The following is a 21,310-nucleotide window of genomic DNA, read 5'->3' as shown; positions in this document are numbered from 1 at the left end:
GTGTACAGTATTTGTCAAGTCGTAAATAACTCAAATAAGTACCTTTTTCTACTAAATTAGCACTCGCTATTTTGACAGGTTTAGGCAGTAAGTCTTCAATCAATTTCAAAGCACTGATCATTAAAGCCGACTAGAACACGTTAATATGTCTTCTAATTCAGGTAATTATTATGCAGGTTTATAGCCTTGTAATAAGATAAATTATGATTAGTTCTATTATTTAGAAAAAGTAAAAGAAGCTTTTTTAATGATAGCACCTGTTTCATATTAACAATAGCAAGAAAATCGACATTAGACCATGGATATAGAAGTTACCGACGAACAATTAGACTTTTTAGGAATTACCAATAGAGATAAATTAAGCGCTGCCAGCAAAAGAGCTTTGAAATGGCCTACAGATTTAGGGAAAGACTGGTTTTTTGAATATCAAATTGAGGATTTAAAGGGGGATTTGGCCTATGAAGAAGGTATTGTAAGAAGAGACCCGAGTGCACTCATTAAATTTGAAGGTAAATATTTTGTATGGTATAGCAGAAGTGTTGGTCCCACTCAAGGCTTTTCGGGTGATATTTCTAAAGATAAAGTTTTTCCCTGGGATAGATGTGATTTATGGTATGCCACGTCCTATGACGGCATTACTTGGAAAGAAGAAGGTTTAGCCATTCCGCGCGGGAAAGCAGGTGGCTACGATGATCGATCTGTATTTACCCCAGAAATAATGGAGCATGACGGCACATATTATTTATCCTATCAAACGGTTTCTGGTGATTATAATGTTCGTGTAAAAAATGAAGTTGGACTGGCTTGGTCCAATTCACCTTTTGGCCCTTGGGAGAAAAGTGAGGCACCTATTCTAAAACCTGCAAATAATGGTGTCTGGAAAGGTGATACTCAGAATAGGTTTGCCGTAGAGAAAAAGGGCGATTTTGATAGTCATAAAGTACATGATCCTTGTATCATTCCATTTAACAATAAATTTTACTTGTATTACAAAGGCGAGCAAATGGGAGAAGCAATCACCTTTGGTGGTAGACAAATAAGACATGGCGTTGCCATAGCAGACCATCCTAAAGGCCCCTACATAAAATCTGAATACAATCCCATATCAAATAGTGGTCACGAAATTTGTGTTTGGAAATATAATGGTGGTATTGCCTCATTAATTACCACCGATGGTCCAGAGAAAAACACGGTGCAATGGTCTCCCGATGGCATTAATTTTGAAATTAAAAGCGTGATAAAAGGTGCTCCACATGCTATTGGTTTAAATAGAAATGCTGATAATGACGTACATCCTACTCATATTTTGCGTTGGGGTTTAACACATGAATATATGAATGATGACTATCAATATATTCGAAGATTTACCACTTGGGAAATGACGCATCATACAGCCAAAGGAGAAAAAACCACTTAAAAACCTACTTATAACTCATAATTATGTCAAGTAAAAAAGTATTTATTATCAAAATAGCCGCTATTGTGGCACTGGGTGGGTTTTTATTAGGATTTGATGCTTCTGTTATTTCTGGAGTGGTTAAATTTATTGAACCTGAATTTAACTTAACAAAAATACAATTAGGATGGGCCGTTAGTTCCATAACCCTCACTGCAGCTCTTGGAATGGTAATTTCAGGCCCCATGAGTGACAAATATGGCAGAAGAAAAATACTTAAATACGCTGCTATATTATTCACCATTTCTGCAATAGGCTCTGCTTTGGCAGGAACATTTTTTTGGCTTATCGTCTTTCGAATGATTGGCGGATTAGGTGTTGGAGCTGCATTAATCATAGCTCCAATGTATATCGCTGAAGTTGCTCCACCTGAAAAGCGAGGACAATTGGTTTCCTTTAATCAGTTGAATATAGTAATTGGCATTTCGATAGCCTTTTTTACCAATTATTTCATTCTAGAACTCGGTAATTCTGAGGCAGAATGGACTAAAACACTAGGTTTTGATACATGGAATTGGAGATGGATGTTAGGTCTTGAAGCCTTACCTGCCATTCTGTATTATTTTGGATTATTTCAGATACCCAGAAGCCCCAGATGGTTAATGACTAAAAACAAAAAAGAAGAAGCCTTAGCGGTTATGAAGCAGCTTGTTTCAGAAGAAGAAGCCGTTTCGCAAATTAATGCAGTACAAAAAAGCATCAAAGAAGATAAAGGGAAACAAAAATCAAAATTGGGCGACCTCTTTAAAAAGTCTATGCGTAAAGTGCTTATTATTGGTTTAATTGTTGGGATCTTTCAACAAATTGTTGGTATTAATGCCGTATTATTTTATGCCCCTATGATTTTTGAACAAACAGGTATAGGAACAAATGCAGCCTTTGTTCAGGCTGCCTTGGTAGGTTTAACCAACCTTGGCTTTACCATTCTTGCCATGTTAGTCATTGATAAATTAGGGCGAAAGCCTTTACTTATTATTGGAATGGCGGGTATTGCAATATGCTTATTTCTTTTAAGCTATGGATTTCATGATGCTACGTATTCACTGTCTAAAGAAGCCATAGTCAACTTACCTAAAGAAATAAACCAAGAACAAATTGTTCAATTACAAGATAAGGTATTTGAAAGCGACCTTGAATTTAAAACGGCCTTAGTTTCAACCTTGGGAGAGGAAATGGCTCTAACCTATGAATCAACACTTATAACAGCTTCTGCCAAAATGAATACGCTTTTAATCCTTATAGGAATTATAGGTTTTGTGGGCACATTCGCCATGTCCATTGGCCCTGTTATGTGGGTATTATTCTCTGAATTATTTCCAAACAGAATTCGCGGTCTAGCTATATCATTTGTAGGTCTAATTAACCTTACGGTAGCATTTTTAGTTCAACTACTCTTTCCTTGGGAACTTTCAATATTAGGTAATGCTTCCACCTTTTTATTATTTGGCCTTTTTGCAGTGGTTGGATTTATACTTATTTGGTTTAAGGTGCCCGAAACAAAGGGTAAATCATTGGAAGAGTTGGAAGACTTACTTATTAAATAAATCCATGAAATACCTTAAAAATATAGTTTTAGCATTAGTCCTACCTGTATTTGTTATAGGTTCTATTAATGCACAAAATCATGAACTTATTCTATTTGATTTTGAAGATGGAGCCCAAATAGAATACATTAAACCACAAGATGCTACTTTTAAATTAGTAAGTTTAGAAGGCAGTAACCATCTTCAAGTAAATAATGGGAATACCTTAAGAGAAACTGGTGTCAAACTTTTATGTTCTTCAAATCAACCATGGAATTTATCTGGCTACTATCAAGTAAAGGCAGATGTTTCTAATAAAGGCGATGAAGACATGCAAGTTGAGCTGTTTGTTGGTAATGACCCTGATGGTTTGCTGAGATGGTATTGTTCAGATTATGTTGACCTTGCTCCTGGTCAAAGTAAAACCATTACAGTCGATCTTGCTTGGACTCCTTGGATACATGAGCCACAAATTGAAATAAATGGATTAAGGGGTGTCCCCGGAAAAATAAAAGCGGATTTAACTAAAGTTACCGAATTAACATTCTGTTCTAGATATAACCTAGTTCCCAATCAATTTACAATTGACAATGTGAGAGCCGTTGGGAATTATGAAATTAAAAGTTCGGATAATTTCTTTCCTTTTGTTGATAAATACGGACAATACATTCATGATGATTGGAAGGATAAAATTCATTCTGACAATGAATTAAGGGAAAAAACTAAAGCAGAAATAGACTATTTATCAAATGCTAAAGGCCCGGATAATCGTGGGAAATTTGGCGGTTGGACAGCAGGACCTCGATTATCAGCTACTGGCTTTTTTAGAACAGAAAAAAAAGATGGCAAGTGGTGGATAGTAGATCCTGAAGGCTATTTATTCTGGACAGCAGGACTAAATTGTGTTTCCTCTAATGCTACTAATACTGGGGTGTCTAGCCGTGAATACTACTTTGAGTATTTACCTGAAAAGGACAACGATTTTACTCAGTTTTATGGGGAAGGTACCCATGCCTCACATGGCTTTTACAAAGATAAACTACCTTTTAAAACCTATAATTTTTACGAAAGTAATTTATACAGAAAATATGGCCAAGATTGGCTCAGCTCATTTCAAGACATGGCACATAAGCGTCTAAAGGATTGGGGCTTAAACACTATTGGGTTTGTATCAGATTTTGGTGCCACAAGACAGCATAGAACCCCTTATGTAGGTTCTATTTGGATTAAAGGCACACCTAAAATTGAAGGCTCTAAAGGTTTCTGGGGGAAATTTCATGATGTATTTGACCCTAATTTCAGAACAGCAGTAAAACAATCCATCGTATTACAAAAAGAAGGCGCAAATGATCCCTATTGTATTGGATACTTTGTTGATAATGAATTGTCTTGGGGGCAATTAGGCTCTTTATCCATTGGCGTACTAAAAAGTAAAGCCACGCAAGCAGCTAAAATAAAATTCATTAGTGATCTTAAAGACAAGTATGAACATATTGAAAACCTAAATACCAATTGGCAAACAACACATAAGAGTTGGGATGCTTTATTGCTGAGTACAACCCCTCCAAATGAAAAACTTGCAAAAGAAGACTTAATTGATTTTTATGAAAAAATAGCTTTGACCTATTTTAAAACAATTAATGAGGAACTTAAAAAAATAGCTCCAAATCAAAACTACTTAGGATGTCGCTTTGCATGGGCAAATAATGATGTTGTCCTTACTGCTGCGAGCAACTATTTAGACATTATGAGTTTTAATAAATATGAATACAGTGTAGAAGGGTTCTCTCTACCAAAAGGTATAGATAAACCCGTAATGATTGGCGAATTTCATTTCGGCGCATTAGACCGAGGAAGCTTTCATGTAGGTATTAAAAAAGCCAAAGATCAAACTGAACGTGGCGAAATGTATCAAAGTTACATACAAGGTGCTCTGAAACATCCAAATATTGTTGGTGCACATTGGTTTCAGTATATAGATGAACCCAATACAGGCCGTTTTGATGGTGAAAATTACAATGTTGGGTTTGTAGATATCTGTGACACCCCATATGAAGAATTGATTAATAAAGTAAAAGAAACAACTTATACCATGTATGACTATAGGTTCAACAATAATATAAACTCGAAAAAATAAATTTAAAAATAAGATGATTTACCTAAAAAATAATTTTCAAAAACCATACTTCTTTTTACTATTCTTAGCCGCACTTTGTTTTCAGAACTGCAGCAACTCTTCAAGTGAAGATGAAATACTTACTAAAAACCATTTACCTGAGGCAGTCAATGATGTATTAATTATAGTTGAAAACAGTGGGTCTGGTGTTTTAAATCAAGTTAATGTTGCTACAAACGACAATTTGGGTGAAGATGGTGGTGATGAAGATAATTATGCGCTTATAAGTGCTACTTCTAATGGTACGATTATCGAGATAAATGATGGTATTTTCGAGTATATTCCAAGTACCAATTTTATTGGTGAAGACAGCTTTACCTATGAAATAACGGATATTGATGGTGATGCAGCATCGGCTGTGGTGACCATTACAGTAAATAAATATCAGGCAACCGCCGAAGATTTCAACAATATTGACCCAAATTTCCCATCATTCGTTTCTATAGATGACACTACACCAGAGGACAAAAAATGGGTCAAATTAGAATCTATGTCGGATGAATTTGAATTCTGGGACAGTAATAAATGGTTTAAATCAACATGGAATTATGGGGTGCCTGTTTTTATGTCGTCATCATCTGCAAACTCTGGCGTTGAAGATGGTAAGCTATGGATAAAAGCAACTTTGAATGAAAATAACCCTGAAGGCCGATGGTTTCAAACGGCAAGAATTCATTCTAGAGCAGAAACCAAATATCCTATGTATACCGAGGCTAAAATAAAATCGTCACATATTTCCGCTTATAATACCTACTGGCTTAATAATGGAGATATTAACAATAGGGATGAAATTGATATTATTGAAAACAACTCAAAACCGTCTTGCGGCTGTCAACCCGAATTCCCTACCCGAATGAATTCACAATATTTTCATGCTGATTCAAGCAAGTCTCCAGGTACCATAAGAGATGAGGACAATTTTATAAATACTAATTTATCGGATGCAAATCCATTAAAAGGTGTAAAATGGAATGAAGCCTATCAAACCTTTGGGGTATGGTGGAAAGATTCAAAACACATACAGTTTTATTTAAATGGAGAACCAGCAGGAAGTGTTGTTGTTGGTGAAGACCGTTCTGGAAAAACATACGCGAATCGTGAATTTACACGAGATTTAGAAATAATCTTTGATTTATGGACCAATGAAGCTAGTTGGCTAGGTGGGCTTCCTCCAAAATCTGATTTAGGTGACGATAGTATAAATACAATGAAAATTGATTGGGTAAGAACTTGGAAATTAGAAGATAAGTAAGCATCACATGTACGGGATAATGTAGTTCGTCATTTTGTTTGCTCTATTGCATTTCAAGATGTTAAAACCTACTTTATTCAACTTTGTTATCTGTCAAGTTTTTGTCAAGGAAGAGAAATACAAGATTAGCTACACAATGCGCTAGTTTTACATAAAAATGAAAAAATGAAAATAATATATACGGTTATTGTAGTTCTTGCTATGGTTATTGAATCTAGCAGTCAAAATGATTGGGATGGCATTCCTGTTCCACCAACTTTAGAGCCTGGAGATACTTGGGTTTTGCAACCAGATGTATCAGATAGCTTTAATTATTCAGCCCCTGCTGACAATAAAGGAAGTACCTTTTTATCAAAATGGGATGATTGGTATCATAATAGTTGGTCTGGACCAGGTTCAACGGTATGGTCAAGAACACATTCATCCGTAGCTGATGGCGAATTAAAAATGATTGCAACCAGATATCAAACCAATAAAGTCAATGCTGGTGTTATGCATTCAAACAATACCATCCAATATCCTGTTTATATTGAAGCAAGAATTAAAATAATGAATTCGGTTTTAGCCAACGGCGCTTGGCTACTAAGTCCTGATGACACCCAAGAAATAGATTTTATGGAAGGTTATGGCGCAGATTATTCAGAAAGTGCAAATGCTAATCTTACATGGTGGGCACAAAGAATGCATGTGAGTCATCATGTTTTTATAAGAAATCCATTTCAAGATTGGCAACCTAGTGAATTTGTGAATGGGAACGGAAACCCCTCACCCAACCCGACTTGGATTACAAGAAATGATGGCGCCGGAAATATTCTGTGGAAAGACACCTATCATACCTACGGTGTTTATTGGAAAGACCCTTGGCATTTGTATTATTTTATTGATGGTGTTCAAGTCACAAAACGAGAAGGTAAGAATCAGGTAGATCCTTTATATTTCACCAATGCAGTAAATCAAGGAGACACCAGTAATGATACACGAACAGGATTGTCTAAGGCTATGGATATTATGATATCTGTAGAAGAACAAGGCTGGCGATCTGCAAATGGTAAAGCTGTTATTCCCACCGATTCAGAATTAGCAAATACTGCAAATAATACGTTTAGCATAGATTGGATTAGAACTTATAAACCTAACAGTAGTCTATCTATTGAGGATATTAGAAATGCATTGAAAGTTGAAATATACCCCAATCCATCCTCAAGTTTAATCCATATCAATTCAAGTAAAATAATATCTAAAATAGATTGTTTTGATGTTAGCGGTAAATTGATTGCTTCAAAAACGTATGATGATGCCAGTCTGACGCTTAATATTGAAAAATTTGCTTCTGGAGTTTATTTCTTAAATGTATCAGCTAAGGATGGCTCTATAACTAGACAAAAAATAATCAAGTATTAATCACCAACATTTAAATTGAAAACGTATTCTTATTTGTTCATATTCTAAACTTTTATTAAAAATTTTCAATTCATTTTTTGGTTATAACAAATATTTCTAAGTCAAAAATAGGTATCAATAAGAACAACATATAAGACCATAGTTAAGATCGTTTTTGAAAATAATAAAAGCGGTGTTAATAGAATTCATGTAACCTTAGTGCTTCAGAACTGATAAGAATTGCGTTTTAGTATTTACTTACATAAACATCAATGTTACTTTTAGACGTCTTGCTTGAATTAGGTTTAGACGCGCTATTTCCAGTGAACCAGCCGAACCCAATAAATGGGTTTAAAACTTGACGGTGCTTTTTTTTGTGTCGTAATTCCATGATTTAAAAATTTTGATTGTGAAAGTTTTATATAATCATAGACAAGTTAAAAAGTAAAAGGTTGCAGCATTTTTAATAAAACTACTAATCAGGTTACTAAAACTAAATTATAAATACGGATCTTGAAGTCTAAATGCACAAGGGTATTGTTCTATGGGAATTTGAAAATTTAGGATAAAAAAAAGAGCAACCTTTAAAAAGGTTGCTCTTTTAGATATTTCAGTAATCAATTTAAATGTGTAGCGCTCTATCTTCGGTTGCCGCCAAAGCAGCCTCTTTAATAGCTTCCGTATATGTAGGATGCGCATGTGACATGCGAGATACATCTTCAGCACTCGCTCTAAACTCCATAGCAACAACAGCTTCAGCTATCATATCAGCAGCACGAGCCCCAATCATATGAACTCCCAAAATTTCATCTGTAGTCTTATCAGCAAGAATTTTAACAAACCCATCGATGTCCATACTCGCTCTACTTCTTCCTAAAGCACGCATTGGAAATGATCCCGATTTATAGGCAACACCTGCCTCTTTTAATTGCTCCTCAGATTTACCAACTGAAGCAACTTCAGGCCAAGTGTAAACCACACCTGGAATTAAATTATAATCTATATGTGGTTTCTGTCCAGCAATAGTCTCGGCAACAAAAACACCCTCTTCTTCCGCTTTATGCGCTAACATGGCACCTTTTATAACATCACCAATAGCATATATATTTGATGCTGAAGTCTGTAAATGGTCATTAACTTCTACTTGTCCACGATCGTTTAACTTAACGCCTGCGGCTTCAGAATTCAATCCATCAGTATAAGGACGACGCCCAACTGATACTAAACAGTAATCCCCTTTTATTTCTACTTCTTCACCTTTTTTATTATCCGCTTTGATGATTACTTCATCTCCAACACGTTCAACAGATTTCACTTTATGTGATACGTTCATTTTGAACTTTGCCTTCTTAAAAACTTTATTAAGTTCTTTAGATAAACCAGCATCCATAGTAGGAATAATTCTATCCATATATTCCACAACCGTAACTTCAGCGCCTAAACGTCTATATACTTGACCTAACTCAAGACCAATAACTCCTCCACCTATAACAACCAAGTGCTTAGGAATCTCCTTTAACTTCAAGGCCTCCGTAGAGGTTATAATACGCTCTTTATCTATATTAATGAAGGGTAAGCTTGAAGGTTTACTTCCAGTAGCAATAATGGTGTGCTTTGCTTCTATCTCAATAGTTTCTTCTCCTGCAATATTAATATGCCTAGCATCTTTAAAACTTCCTAAACCTTGGTAAACATCAATATTATTCTTCTTCATTAAGAAATCAATACCTCCAGTAGTTTGGTCAACAACAGCTTGTTTTCTGGCTATCATTTTTTCTAAATTCACCTTAACATCACCAGGAAGTTCAATACCATGTGTATCAAAATGCTTAACAGCATCTTCAAAATGATGGGAAGAATCAAGAAGCGCTTTACTTGGGATACACCCAACATTTAAACAGGTTCCCCCTAAGGTTGAATACTTCTCTATAATGGCAGTTTTCATGCCTAATTGTGCGCATCGTATAGCTGCCACATACCCTCCAGGACCCGAGCCAATTACGGCTACATCATATGAATTCATATCAATATTATATTTTGAATTTTGATTTTTATGTATAGTTACCAAAAATACAAATGTTTTAACGGGTAGCAATAAAAAACAAGTTTTATCAAATAAAATTACAATTCACTTAAAGAATCCCTCAAAACTTTATGAAAATCAAATAAAACCATCACTACTTTAAATGATTTTCGGAATCTTATATTTTTGGAAAAGAAACTTCCTAATTTTATGTAGTTTTGTGACACATGCAAAAGACCATAAACATAAAGAATAAGAAGGCTAGATTTCAATATGAAATTTTAGATAAATATACCGCTGGAATTGTTTTAACAGGGACTGAAATAAAATCGATTAGAAGTAGTAAGGCTTCAATTGCTGAAAGTTTTTGTGAGTTTAATGAGCAAGGTGAACTTTTTGTTGTAAACATGACCATTCAAGAATATGCCTTTGGAAATTACTACAATCACAAACCAAAAGCAGTGCGTAAATTACTTTTAAACAAAAGGGAGCTAAAAAAACTCAATAAAGAAGTACAAAATTCCGGATTAACAATTATCCCTTTGCGTTTATTTATTAATGATAAAGGTTATGCGAAATTAGATATTGCTTTAGCCAAAGGAAAAAAGTTATTTGATAAACGCGAAACCATTAAAGATAGGGACAATAAACGGGATCTAGATAGGATAAAAAAAGCCTATAAATAAGTCTTAGAATTATTTACAGGCTATCAATACCTTAACTTTGTTTGCTGCCTTAAAGACATAAAAATTATGAAAAAAAGACTCATTGTTATTTTATTCGCACTAATAACAAAAGGTGCTTTAGGGCAAGATGAAAAAAATAAAGAATCGGCTCCAGCTCCAATTGAATTCACAGTAGATAGCACATCTGTTTTAACTTTAGGTAAAACCATTAAAACACTCTACGCAGTTATTTCGGGTGAAAAAGGGGCAAAGAGAAATTGGAAGCAATTTAAATATTTGTTCAAACCTGACGCCAAATTAATCCCTTCTGGCAAAAATAAGGCAGGGGTTTTTCAAGTCAATTACATGTCGCCTGAAGAATATATTAAAAGCTCAAGTAAATGGTTTGCATCTAACGGTTTTTATGAAAAGGAAATATTAAGGCGTGTAGAATACTTTGGCAATATTGTTCATGCTTTCAGCTCTTATGAATGTTTTCACACCGAAACCGATAAAGAACCTTTTATGCGGGGTATTAACAGTATTCAGCTTTTAAATGATGGCACGCGTTGGTGGATAGTGAATATATATTGGACTCAGGAAACCAAGGATAATCCCATCCCCGAAGTTTACCTAAAAAGATAGTATACCGTTAATTCTTATCTTCTAACAAAGGCACAAATCTAAATTCACCAAACTCTTCCTGTTCAAATTCTTTTGGTCCTTTTCTGTGATACATGGTCATAACCTGAATATCATCGCCTACAGGGATTACCAACCGTCCACCTACTTTTAACTGACTTAACAGCGGTTTAGGCACAAAAGGTGCTCCGGCTGTTACAATAATACCATCAAAAGGCGCTTCATCCTTGAGCCCTATATAACCATCTCCAAAGATTAGCTTTTTAGGACGGTACCCTAATTTTGGTAAAAACTTATTGGTTCTTTTAAACAATTCATTTTGACGCTCTATACTCCAAACTTTAGCGCCTAGCTCACATAAAACAGCCGTTTGGTACCCACTACCCGTTCCAATTTCAAGGATTTTGTCTCCCGGCTTTATTTGAAGCAATTCAGACTGAAAAGCCACCGTGTAGGGTTGAGAAATAGTTTGGTCTGCAGCGATAGGAAATGCTTTATCTTGATAAGCATGATCTAAAAAACTAGAATCCATGAAAAGGTGTCTTGGAATTTTCCCAATGGCCTTTAAAACAGCTAGATCCTTTATTCCTTTGTTTTTTAACACATTGACAAGTTGCTGGCGTAATCCTTGATGCTTAAAAGAGTCTTTCAAATTGGTTAAGTTTTAAAAGTTAAAATTAGGTAAAGATTTTCAACACTGAAACAATTTATTGAGAATTAATTTTAGAGCATAATTGATCAAAAATTTAGTTGCTTTTGCTTAACTTCATCTTTTAAATATCTTATTTTTGTTAAAAACGAAACAATATGCTAAAAGCTGGAGTACTTGGTGCTGGTCACTTAGGAAAAATACATTTACGGTTATTAAATCAATCAGATAAATATAATCTTGTAGGTTTTTATGATGCCGATGAAAATAATGCAAAAAAAGTAGCTGATGAATTTGGGTATAAATACTTCAATTCGGTAGAGGCATTAATTGATGCCGTTGATATGGTGGATATTGTTACACCTACCCTATCGCATTATGACTGCGCAAAACAAGCCATTGCAAAAGGGAAACATATATTTATTGAAAAACCTATTACCAATACTGTTGAAGAAGCTGAACATATTAGAGAACTTTTAGCTGAACATAATTTACGAGGTCAAGTAGGACACGTTGAACGTTTTAATCCGGCCTTTATCGCTGTGAAGGATGATATTAAATCGCCCATGTTTATTGAAACGCATCGCTTAGCTGAATTTAATCCTAGAGGAACAGATGTCCCTGTTGTTTTAGACTTAATGATTCATGATATTGATATTATATTAAGTCTTGTAAAATCTAAGGTAAAACATGTTTCTGCTAGTGGTGTTGCGGTTATAAGTGATACACCAGATATTGCCAATGCTAGATTAGAATTTGAAAATGGTTGTGTTGCTAATCTTACTGCCAGTAGAATTTCACTTAAAAAAATGCGTAAAGCACGTTTTTTTCAAAAAGACGCTTATATCTCAGTGGATTTTTTAACTAAAAAATGTGAAGTTGTTAAGATGAAAGATGCTCCTGAAACCCCTGGTGATTTTGATATGATTTTGCAAAATGCTGAAGGTGTTAAAAAGCAAATCTACTTTGACAATCCTTCAATTCCGGATAATAATTCAATTTTAGATGAATTAGAAACATTTGCAGATGCTATTAACAACAATAGGGCTCCTATAGTCACACTGCATGATGGAACAGAAGCTTTGCGCGTAGCTACTCAAATAATAAATAGTTTTTAATTATGGAATACGTTGCGGTTATTGGAGCCGGAACTATGGGCAACGGTATAGCTCATACTTTTGCGCAAAGTGGATTTAAAGTCCATTTAATTGATGTTAATATGGACGCCTTGGAAAAGGGCGTACAGACAATTACTACCAATCTTAATAGGATGGTAGCCAAAGAAAAAATTACAGACCAGCAAAAAGAAGATACCCTAAAAAACATCAACTTATTTACAAGTATGAAAGCAGGGGTTAAGGATACAAATCTTGTGGTTGAAGCTGCTACTGAAAATGTGGCGCTTAAATTAAAAATATTTAAAGATTTAGATGAAGCTTGCCCCAAAACGACCATTTTAGCAACAAATACCTCCTCAATATCAATTACGCAAATTGCCGCGGTAACATCAAGGCCTGAACAGGTTATTGGTATGCATTTTATGAATCCCGTGCCCTTAATGAAATTAGTTGAAATTATACGTGGATACAATACCAGTGATGCAGTAACTTCAACAATTATGGCGCTATCAAAAACTTTAGGTAAAGCTCCCGTTGAAGTTAATGATTACCCTGGTTTTGTTGCCAACCGCATTTTAATGCCTATGCTAAACGAGGCTATAGAAACGCTTTACAATGGTGTTGCAGGTGTTCATGAAATTGATACAGTTATGAAATTAGGTATGGCCCACCCTATGGGACCATTGCAATTAGCCGATTTTATTGGGTTAGATGTATGTTTATCAATTCTCAATGTGATGTATGATGGTTTTAAAAATCCTAAATACGCTCCTTGCCCACTGCTTGTAAATATGGTTATGGCCGGAAAACTTGGTGTCAAATCTGGTGAAGGTTTTTATGACTATAGTCAAAATAAAAAAGCAGAAATAATTTCGAAACAATTTTTAAATTAAATAACACGTTGCTTTAAACGCAACGCAAAAAGACTTCAATGTCCATCTCCGAAAACCTTAAAAAAATAAAATCAGCGCTTCCTAAACACGTTACTTTAGTGGCGGTTTCAAAAACTAAGCCTGTAGCTGATCTCATGGAGGCCTACCAGGCTGGTCAGCGTATTTTTGGAGAAAACAAAATTCAAGAAATGGTGGAAAAACATGAAACCATGCCCAAGGATATTGAATGGCATATGATAGGTCATGTACAGCGTAATAAAGTGAAATACATGGCGCCTTTTGTTAGTTTAATTCATGGGGTTGATAATTTAAAATTATTGAAGGAAATTAATAAGGAGGCAAAAAAAAATAATAGAATTATAGATTGCTTGCTTCAGATAAAAATTGCTACCGAAGATTCTAAATTTGGACTAACTAACACGGAGGCTCTAGAAATTATTCAATCCGAAGTCTTTTCAGAATTAAAAAATATTAGAATTACAGGTGTTATGGGTATGGCCACTTTTACAGAAAACAGTGAACAGGTTACTCAAGAATTTAAGGCCTTAAAAGCCAGTTTTGAGCAGTTGTTGAAAGTACCTGCTTTTAATTTAAATCCTCAGATAATTAGCATGGGTATGAGTGGAGATTATGACTTAGCCATTACTTGTGGTAGTACCATGATTAGGGTTGGAAGTAGTATCTTTGGAAGCAGAAATTATAGTTAATTTATAATTATGAAAAAAGAAAATTAAATAAACCCAAAAATATTTTTTGTACGCAATATTAGACATAGAAACCACTGGAGGTAAATATAATGAAGAAGGAATTACGGAGATCGCTATTTATAAATACAACGGTCATGAAGTGGTCGATCAATTTATAAGCCTAATTAACCCCGAGCGTGAAATCCAACCTTTTGTTGTTAATTTAACAGGTATTAATAGTAATATGCTCCGCAATGCACCAAAATTCTATGAGGTTGCCAAACGTATTGTTGAAATTACAGAAGATTGTATTCTTGTGGCTCATAATGCCCAATTTGATTACCGGATATTATGTACTGAGTTTAGAAGATTAGGTTTTGAATATGAGCGTAAATCACTTTGTACTGTTGAACTCTCCAAAAATTTAATTCCAGATCAGCCCTCTTATAGTTTAGGCAAATTAGTCCGATCATTAGGGATACCGGTTACTGATAGACACAGAGCCTCAGGTGATGCCTTAGCCACTGTTAAGTTGTTTAAGCTGTTATTAGATAAGGATTCTGGTAAAAGCATTATTCAGAATTCAGTGAGGCTAAACCCGAAACATCAACTTGAACCAAAACACATAGATATTATTGCCAATTTGCCAACGGTTACTGGGGTGTATTACATTCATAATGACAAAGGGGATATTATATACATAGGGAAAAGCAAAAATATTAAGAAAAGAATAAATCAACATTTAATTGGCACTAACACTAAATCAAAAAAAATTCAAGCCAAAATCAGTACGGTGACTTATGAAGCTACTGGTAGTGAACTCGTTGCATTACTGAAAGAAAGCGAAGAAATAAAAAGAGTTAAACCTTTGTATAACAAAGCGTTAAGACGATCTATTTTTACTCATGCTTTATATCATTTCAAAGATGAGCATGATTATATCAACTTAAAAATTGATATTGCTAATGGTAAAGAAAAACCCATAACAACTTTTAGTAATCGCCAAAGTGGTAAAAGTTTTATAACCAAAGCTGTTGAAGATTATAATTTATGTCAAAAATTAACAGGACTATATAAGACTAAAACAAGTTGTTTTAATTATGAAATTAAATCATGTGATGGAGCATGTATTCAAAAAGAGCCATCTGAACTTTACAATAAGAAAGTTAATTTACTAATAGAAAAAAATAGCTATGCTAATAAAAACATGGTGATTGTTGACAAAGGAAGAGTTGTTGATGAGCGCAGTGCCATACTTATTGAAAATGGGGTTTTTAGAGGTATTGGCTTCTTTAATCTTAACTATCAAATAAATAACCTTGATGTCTTAGAATCTATAATTACCCCAATGCAGAATAATAGAGATACCCAACATATTATTCAAAGTTATCTAAGACGCAACAAACGACTAAAAATCCTACATATTTAAGTGCCCTATGAAAAAAACCTACCTACTTCTATTCTTACTTTTTACTAGTTTTAGTTTTGCACAAACCCATTATGATTCAGACCAATTTATAGTCACATTAAAAGATATTTCATCAAAAACATTTGATAAAGATTCTACAGCCAATGCCTTAGTCATTTATGAATCTGGAAAAAGTTTTGTTGGACAAGGAGACTATAGGCTTCATACCAAATTCAAACACAAAATTAAAATTTTGAACAAAGATGGATTTGATAAGGCCACTGTTAAAATCTATCTATATAAAACTAAAAGTAGTTCTGAAAAAGTAAAGAATATTTTAGCCACATCATACAACCTTGTTGAAGGTACTAATAAAGTAATTACGCGTAAATTAGATAAATCTAATATTTATGAGGAAAAGTATAATGATAATTATACCATAGTCAAATTCACTTTACCCAATGTAAAAGTTGGGTCTGTTATTACCTATAGCTATGAAACTGTTTCTCCATTTATGTTCAACTATAAAAGTTGGCATTTTCAAGAAGATATACCAAAGTTATATAGTGAATACAAAACGAGTATACCTGCTAATTGGATATACAATATAAAACTTATTGGGTATAAACCCCTTGATATTAATACAAGAGATATTGAAAAAAATTGCTTGGAAGGCGCTCGAGGAGCTTCCTCTGGATGTTCTTTAAGTCACTACGCCATGAAAGATATTCCTGCTTTTATAGAAGAAGAATACATGACAAGTGACACGAATTACAAGGCAAGAATTGAATATGAGTTAAAGACTTTTCAAGGCTTTGATGGTGTTACCCATAACTATACTAAAACATGGGAAACCGTAGACGATGAATTAAGAAAAGATCCTAATATTGGAAAACAACTATCTAAGTCAGTGGATTTGCCTAAATTGCTTCCACAAACCGTGTATTCTATAGAAGATAATTTAGAACGCGCTAAGTCTATTTATCACTACGTCCAAACGCATTATACCTGGAATGGTGACTATAAAATATTTAAAGATGTTGATATTAAAGACCTTATAAAGACAAAATCTGGTAATGTTTCTGAAATTAACATATTGCTTCATAATCTTTTAAAAGAAAGCAACATAGACGTAAAACCAGTACTTATTTCAACTAGAAATAATGGATTCCCAACTAAAATTCACCCGGTTATTAGTGATTTTAATTATTTAATTGTTCAAGCCAATATAAACGGAAAAAGCTATTCACTTGATGCTACTGATAAGTTTTTAGATTTTGCAGAACTCCCCTTTCGTTGCCTAAATCAACACGGCAGACTCTTAGACTTTAAAAAGGGTAGTAATTGGATGGATATAAAAGTGGAAAATATATCGAAAGTATTTTATAATGTTGATTTAAAGGCCAATGATGAATTTTTTTCCGGTTCTGTCCAATCAAAAATCACAGGCTATCATGCCTTAAATAAAAGAAAAGACTATTTTCCAAATTCGCAAGAATATTTTGATGCCCTTGAAAAAAGAAATGAAAATCTAGAAATTTCAAACATTGAAATCGACTGTGAAAAAGAAACAAGTTCTGAATTTAAAGAGTCCTATGATTTAGAATATTTTGTAGAAAATTCAGGTGATAACGTATATATTAACCCTTTCTTGGTTACCTTTTTTAATGAGAACCCTTTTAAACTTCAAGAACGCACCTATCCTATTGACTTTGGCTATAAGGATACCTATTATTATGCCCTAAAATTAAATTTGAACGAAAAGTATGAACTGGTAGAGGCCCCAGAAGATTTTAAGATTGTCCTACCTAACAATACCGGTACAATTGCCCTTTCCACAAAACAGGTATCCAATGAGCTAATAATGACATTTAGAATTAATTTTAATAAAGCTTTATATGCTCAGGATTACTACCCATATTTAAAGAAGTTTATGAGTAAAATTGTAGAAATTCAAAATAATTCAATAGTCTTACTTAAAAAAATAGGCTAATCTTTTATTACTTTTGAAAGTATGAGTAATAAACCAGAACAAAGTTGGAAAAGAAAACTTCATGATATTATCTATGAAGCCGAAACACCAGAAGGTAAACTTTTTGATGTTATCTTACTTATTGCCATCATTGCTAGTATCATTCTAGTCATGCTAGAAAGCATAAAGAGTTTTGATGACAAGTTCCATAACTTCTTAAATATTTCAGAATGGATTATTACCATCTTATTTAGTATTGAATATATTGCCCGTATTATAACTGTAAAAAAACCAATTAAATACATTACCAGTTTCTACGGTATTATTGATTTTTTATCTACTATACCAAAATATATTTCCTTGTTGTTTGGAGGCATACATGCCTTGGCCGCATTAAGAGCCTTGCGCTTATTACGCGTTTTTAGAATTTTGAAACTTGCTCGTTATTTAGGGGCATCAAATATGCTAACCTCTGCTTTAAAAGCTAGTAAGGCAAAAATTTCTGTCTTTCTTTTTGCCGTTCTTATTTTGTGTATCATTTTTGGTACGCTTATGTACCTCATTGAGGGGGAAGAAAGTGGTTTTACTAGTATTCCGGTAAGTGTTTATTGGTGTATTGTTACCCTTACCACAGTAGGCTTTGGTGATATAGCACCCGTTACAGCCGTAGGACAATTTATTGCTGCCTTAATTATGATTTTGGGTTACGGCATTATTGCGGTTCCTACTGGAATAGTTTCTGCGGAATATACCAATCGTCATAAAAATGACAAGCCTGTCAATCCTGAAGATACAGTACACTTAAATTCACAATCCTGTTCGTCTTGTTTAGCTGAAAATCATAAAGATCATGCTGAATACTGCTATAGTTGCGGGGAAAAGCTATCCGTGTAATTATTGATTTGAAAAAGATTGGCGCATTGCTATTGAGCCTCCAAGCTTAACGATCTTCATTCGAGAACCTAAATGTTTATTTTAACCGCAAACACTTGTTCAATCCTTTTTTCAATTTAACTTTGCACATCACTTTAAACTAAAAAAAATTAGTACTCAAGAAAAATATCTTATTGCCATCGTTGGCCCTACGGCTATAGGGAAGACAGCTTTAAGTATTAAATTAGCTCAACATTTTAATACTGAAATACTATCTGCAGATTCTCGTCAGTTTTTTAAAGAAATGCAAATAGGAACCGCTGCTCCTACCACAACAGAATTAGCTGCAGCAAAACACCATTTTATACACCACAAATCCATTAAAGACAGCTATAATGTAGGCGCCTTTGAAAAAGACGCCATTAGTCTTTTAGACAAGCTATTTGAAACCAAAGATGTGATAATCATGGTTGGCGGTTCTGGCCTTTATGTTGACGCTGTTATAAAAGGTCTTGATTATTTCCCTAATGTAGAACCAAGTATTCGCGAGTCGCTAAATCACGATTTGAAAACTAAGGGGCTTACTTTTTTACAGGAACAGCTTAAAGAACTGGATCCTATTTCCTATAAAACTATGGCCATTGCTAATCCCCATCGAGTAATTAGGGCATTAGAAATTTGCATTGGTAGTAAACAACCTTACTCTTCTTTTTTAAACAAAAACAAAAATAAACGCCGTTTTAAGACCATAACTATTGGACTTTCAGCAGAAAGAGAAATGATATACCATCGAATAAATCGGCGCGTGGATATAATGATGCAACTTGGTTTGCTAGAAGAGGTTAAGGCCTTAATGCTCTTTCAAGATTTAAATGCGCTTAATACGGTTGGTTATAAAGAACTATTTAAATACCTAAATGAGGAATACGAATTAGATTTTGCTATTTCTGAAATTAAAAAGAATACAAGACGTTTTGCCAAACGGCAACTTACTTGGTTTAAAAGGGATAAAAGCACTTTATGGTTTGATTATTTAACTAATGTTGAAGCTATTATAGTTAAGGTAAACCATCTTATTGGGAAGAACTAATTTATTGAAAATTTACCGTACTATACTTTGCATTAACCACAATGTTTTTATTGCTAGTAGGATTACCCGCAGAAAAATTTGATTTATTCTCTTTTGTTGTCTTATCTGGATGTGAATATTTAGAATAGCTTCCTTTATATTGCAAATTATGATCTAATTTTGGCAAACTAATCACCGCATTACAGTTTTGAATAATAATATTTAAATTACTAAAAGCATCATCAATATGCATGATTTTCAAATCACCAATATTGCCATCAATTACTGCAGTATGTCGCAAGTTTTCAATTTCTATATTTGACGACGTAGCATTTAAAACTAACTGATCTACATTTTCCAACTTTACATTTTTAACATAGTTTAGATTTAGTTCGCCCAAACTCCAATGTGCAACATTAATTGGTGAGTAAGATGCATTAATGGAAGTTGTTCTCCCATTAATGCTATGTGCTTTAAACTTAGTATAAGCTAAATCAGCCTGTAAGTTATCAATAGTTGAGGCAAACTCAATTTCGCCATGCCTAACATCAACTTTTAGCTTTGCACTTTTTGGCAATTTAATTTTAATCGTTTTCTTAACCTTACTATTGGATTTTCCGTGAACCATGTGCTCTATTTCCTTGTGGCGCTCTTTCAATAAGTGATTTTTTTCAATGATATATATCTTCTTATCCTCCAAAGCTTTAGCTCTATGATGCTCGCGTTCAATTTGTTGTTCTATCCTTGCTGCTTGGCGTTCAGCTTGCGCTGCATGTTTTTCTGCCCATGCTTCCATTTTTTCAGCATACGCCTCTGTATCATATTTATCCTCAAAGCTCTTTGCCCAATCTTCCAATTGAAGCTCATAATTTTCGCTCCATTGCTCGCCAAACTTCTCACCCCATGCTTCCATTTTTTTGGCAAAATCCTCGCCAAATTCCTCCTCAAATGCTTTGGAGTATGCTTCCAAATATTTATCACCATCCTTCTTATAGGCTTCAAAATCAAACTTTATTTTATGAATGCCTTGTGGTAATTCCGGCAGTTCAGGTAAAGGAGGCATTGGTGGCATAGGCGGCTGTTTGGCCATTTTTACCTTAATATCAATATCAGGAATGTCCGCCAATTCAAATTGCAACTCATTTAAGATAGCTATAGCAGCATCTGTATCTCCAGGATTATCTACATTATAAACCCAAACGTTTTTACTGTCCCCTTTAGTTTTAATGGTCACTTCATTAGTTGTACCATCAATATCAATATCCCAAGACTTCAGGGCTTCTTGCAGCTCTTCATTATTAAGTTGTTCTCCTTCAATATAAGCTTCAATTTCAATTGTATTCTTATTCCATGTGTCAAAAATCACATTACAATTGCTCGTATTTAGTTTTACGTTGACATCTTTATTTACTTTTATGGATTGTGATAATTTTGTTAATTTTTGCTGCCCAATAAGACTTCCTGTTATAAGAAAGCTTAATAGAAACATTTTAAAATTTATGATTATTCTGTTCATTTTTTGATT

General features: G+C 34.1%; 17 protein-coding genes. 14 read left to right on the top strand and 3 right to left on the bottom strand.

The window, feature by feature from the left end:
• Positions 1-298: 298 nt before the first annotated feature.
• The 5 genes from IE051_RS00540 to IE051_RS00520 all read left to right on the top strand — a co-directional run bounded on the left by IE051_RS00540 (position 299) and on the right by IE051_RS00520 (position 7,808).
• Positions 299-1,417: a glycoside hydrolase family 117 protein gene (locus IE051_RS00540; RefSeq protein ID WP_189358393.1), complete on the top strand. Its 1,119-nt coding sequence runs from the start codon at positions 299-301 to the stop codon at positions 1,415-1,417.
• 23 nt (positions 1,418-1,440) lie between these two features.
• Positions 1,441-3,000, top strand: a complete 1,560-nt coding sequence (locus tag IE051_RS00535) for a sugar porter family MFS transporter (protein ID WP_189358391.1) — start codon at positions 1,441-1,443, stop codon at positions 2,998-3,000.
• A gap of 4 nt (positions 3,001-3,004) precedes the next feature.
• A complete protein-coding gene (locus tag IE051_RS00530; protein ID WP_189358389.1) occupies positions 3,005-5,116 on the top strand; it encodes a beta-galactosidase in 2,112 nt (703 codons plus the stop codon).
• A 13-nt stretch (positions 5,117-5,129) separates the two neighbouring features.
• Positions 5,130-6,407 (top strand): cadherin-like domain-containing protein, encoded by a 1,278-nt coding sequence (locus IE051_RS00525; RefSeq protein WP_189358387.1) that lies wholly within the window; start codon positions 5,130-5,132, stop codon positions 6,405-6,407.
• 165 nt (positions 6,408-6,572) lie between these two features.
• Positions 6,573-7,808 carry a T9SS type A sorting domain-containing protein gene (locus IE051_RS00520; protein ID WP_189358384.1) on the top strand — a complete coding sequence of 412 codons (1,236 nt, stop codon included), beginning with the start codon at positions 6,573-6,575 and terminating at the stop codon, positions 7,806-7,808.
• Positions 7,809-8,409: 601 nt separating this feature from the next.
• Here the strand turns inward: IE051_RS00520 and lpdA are convergent.
• Positions 8,410-9,810 (bottom strand): dihydrolipoyl dehydrogenase, encoded by a 1,401-nt coding sequence (gene lpdA / locus IE051_RS00515; RefSeq protein WP_189358382.1) that lies wholly within the window; start codon positions 9,808-9,810, stop codon positions 8,410-8,412.
• A 227-nt stretch (positions 9,811-10,037) separates the two neighbouring features.
• Here lpdA and smpB point away from each other — a divergent pair, with 227 nt between their 5' ends.
• Together smpB and IE051_RS00505 are read left to right on the top strand one after the other, a co-directional pair.
• Entirely contained in the window at positions 10,038-10,496 is a 459-nt protein-coding gene (gene smpB / locus IE051_RS00510; RefSeq protein WP_189358380.1) for an SsrA-binding protein SmpB, read from the top strand.
• Between the two features lie 66 nt (positions 10,497-10,562).
• Entirely contained in the window at positions 10,563-11,120 is a 558-nt protein-coding gene (locus IE051_RS00505) for a hypothetical protein (protein ID WP_189358378.1), read from the top strand.
• 7 nt (positions 11,121-11,127) lie between these two features.
• Here the strand turns inward: IE051_RS00505 and IE051_RS00500 are convergent, their stop codons facing one another.
• Positions 11,128-11,769, bottom strand: coding sequence for a protein-L-isoaspartate(D-aspartate) O-methyltransferase (locus tag IE051_RS00500; RefSeq protein WP_189358376.1), 642 nt, complete (start codon positions 11,767-11,769; stop codon positions 11,128-11,130).
• 155 nt (positions 11,770-11,924) lie between these two features.
• On the opposite strand from IE051_RS00500, the gene IE051_RS00495 reads away from it, so the two are divergent.
• From IE051_RS00495 to miaA, 7 genes are all read left to right on the top strand, one after another.
• Positions 11,925-12,884, top strand: coding sequence for a Gfo/Idh/MocA family protein (locus IE051_RS00495; RefSeq protein ID WP_189358374.1), 960 nt, complete (start codon positions 11,925-11,927; stop codon positions 12,882-12,884).
• Between the two features lie 2 nt (positions 12,885-12,886).
• A complete protein-coding gene (locus IE051_RS00490; RefSeq protein WP_189358372.1) occupies positions 12,887-13,777 on the top strand; it encodes a 3-hydroxyacyl-CoA dehydrogenase family protein in 891 nt (296 codons plus the stop codon).
• A 38-nt stretch (positions 13,778-13,815) separates the two neighbouring features.
• Positions 13,816-14,484 (top strand): YggS family pyridoxal phosphate-dependent enzyme, encoded by a 669-nt coding sequence (locus IE051_RS00485; protein WP_189358370.1) that lies wholly within the window; start codon positions 13,816-13,818, stop codon positions 14,482-14,484.
• Positions 14,485-14,530: 46 nt separating this feature from the next.
• Positions 14,531-15,892 (top strand): exonuclease domain-containing protein, encoded by a 1,362-nt coding sequence (locus tag IE051_RS00480; protein WP_189358368.1) that lies wholly within the window; start codon positions 14,531-14,533, stop codon positions 15,890-15,892.
• A gap of 7 nt (positions 15,893-15,899) precedes the next feature.
• On the top strand, positions 15,900-17,864 hold the full coding sequence (locus tag IE051_RS00475; RefSeq protein WP_189358367.1) for a DUF3858 domain-containing protein: 1,965 nt from the start codon (positions 15,900-15,902) through the stop codon (positions 17,862-17,864).
• 21 nt (positions 17,865-17,885) lie between these two features.
• A complete protein-coding gene (locus IE051_RS00470; protein ID WP_189358365.1) occupies positions 17,886-18,737 on the top strand; it encodes an ion transporter in 852 nt (283 codons plus the stop codon).
• Positions 18,738-18,885: 148 nt separating this feature from the next.
• A complete protein-coding gene (gene miaA, locus IE051_RS00465; RefSeq protein ID WP_189359353.1) occupies positions 18,886-19,806 on the top strand; it encodes a tRNA (adenosine(37)-N6)-dimethylallyltransferase MiaA in 921 nt (306 codons plus the stop codon).
• 1 nt (position 19,807) lies between these two features.
• Here miaA and IE051_RS00460 read toward each other — a convergent pair whose 3' ends face one another.
• Entirely contained in the window at positions 19,808-21,301 is a 1,494-nt protein-coding gene (locus IE051_RS00460) for a hypothetical protein (RefSeq protein WP_189358363.1), read from the bottom strand.
• Between the last annotated feature and the right edge of the window lie 9 nt (positions 21,302-21,310).

The sequence above is a fragment of the Algibacter mikhailovii genome (genome assembly GCF_014651495.1).
Classification (GTDB): Bacteria; Bacteroidota; Bacteroidia; order Flavobacteriales; family Flavobacteriaceae; genus Algibacter_E; species Algibacter_E mikhailovii.
The sequence above is the reverse complement of the archived record's forward strand: the minus strand, read 5'-3'. Positions and strand labels throughout refer to the sequence as shown.

What these genes read in the sequence shown, in the direction of transcription:
- IE051_RS00540 (WP_189358393.1), top strand. Translation starts at nt 299, where the DNA reads ATGGATATAGAAGTTACCGACGAACAATTAGACTTTTTAGGAATTACC.
- IE051_RS00535 (WP_189358391.1), top strand. Translation starts at nt 1,441, where the DNA reads ATGTCAAGTAAAAAAGTATTTATTATCAAAATAGCCGCTATTGTGGCA.
- IE051_RS00530 (WP_189358389.1), top strand. Translation starts at nt 3,005, where the DNA reads ATGAAATACCTTAAAAATATAGTTTTAGCATTAGTCCTACCTGTATTT.
- IE051_RS00525 (WP_189358387.1), top strand. Translation starts at nt 5,130, where the DNA reads ATGATTTACCTAAAAAATAATTTTCAAAAACCATACTTCTTTTTACTA.
- IE051_RS00520 (WP_189358384.1), top strand. Translation starts at nt 6,573, where the DNA reads ATGAAAATAATATATACGGTTATTGTAGTTCTTGCTATGGTTATTGAA.
- lpdA (WP_189358382.1), bottom strand. Translation starts at nt 9,810, where the DNA reads ATGAATTCATATGATGTAGCCGTAATTGGCTCGGGTCCTGGAGGGTAT.
- smpB (WP_189358380.1), top strand. Translation starts at nt 10,038, where the DNA reads ATGCAAAAGACCATAAACATAAAGAATAAGAAGGCTAGATTTCAATAT.
- IE051_RS00505 (WP_189358378.1), top strand. Translation starts at nt 10,563, where the DNA reads ATGAAAAAAAGACTCATTGTTATTTTATTCGCACTAATAACAAAAGGT.
- IE051_RS00495 (WP_189358374.1), top strand. Translation starts at nt 11,925, where the DNA reads ATGCTAAAAGCTGGAGTACTTGGTGCTGGTCACTTAGGAAAAATACAT.
- IE051_RS00490 (WP_189358372.1), top strand. Translation starts at nt 12,887, where the DNA reads ATGGAATACGTTGCGGTTATTGGAGCCGGAACTATGGGCAACGGTATA.
- IE051_RS00485 (WP_189358370.1), top strand. Translation starts at nt 13,816, where the DNA reads ATGTCCATCTCCGAAAACCTTAAAAAAATAAAATCAGCGCTTCCTAAA.
- IE051_RS00475 (WP_189358367.1), top strand. Translation starts at nt 15,900, where the DNA reads ATGAAAAAAACCTACCTACTTCTATTCTTACTTTTTACTAGTTTTAGT.
- IE051_RS00470 (WP_189358365.1), top strand. Translation starts at nt 17,886, where the DNA reads ATGAGTAATAAACCAGAACAAAGTTGGAAAAGAAAACTTCATGATATT.
- IE051_RS00460 (WP_189358363.1), bottom strand. Translation starts at nt 21,301, where the DNA reads ATGAACAGAATAATCATAAATTTTAAAATGTTTCTATTAAGCTTTCTT.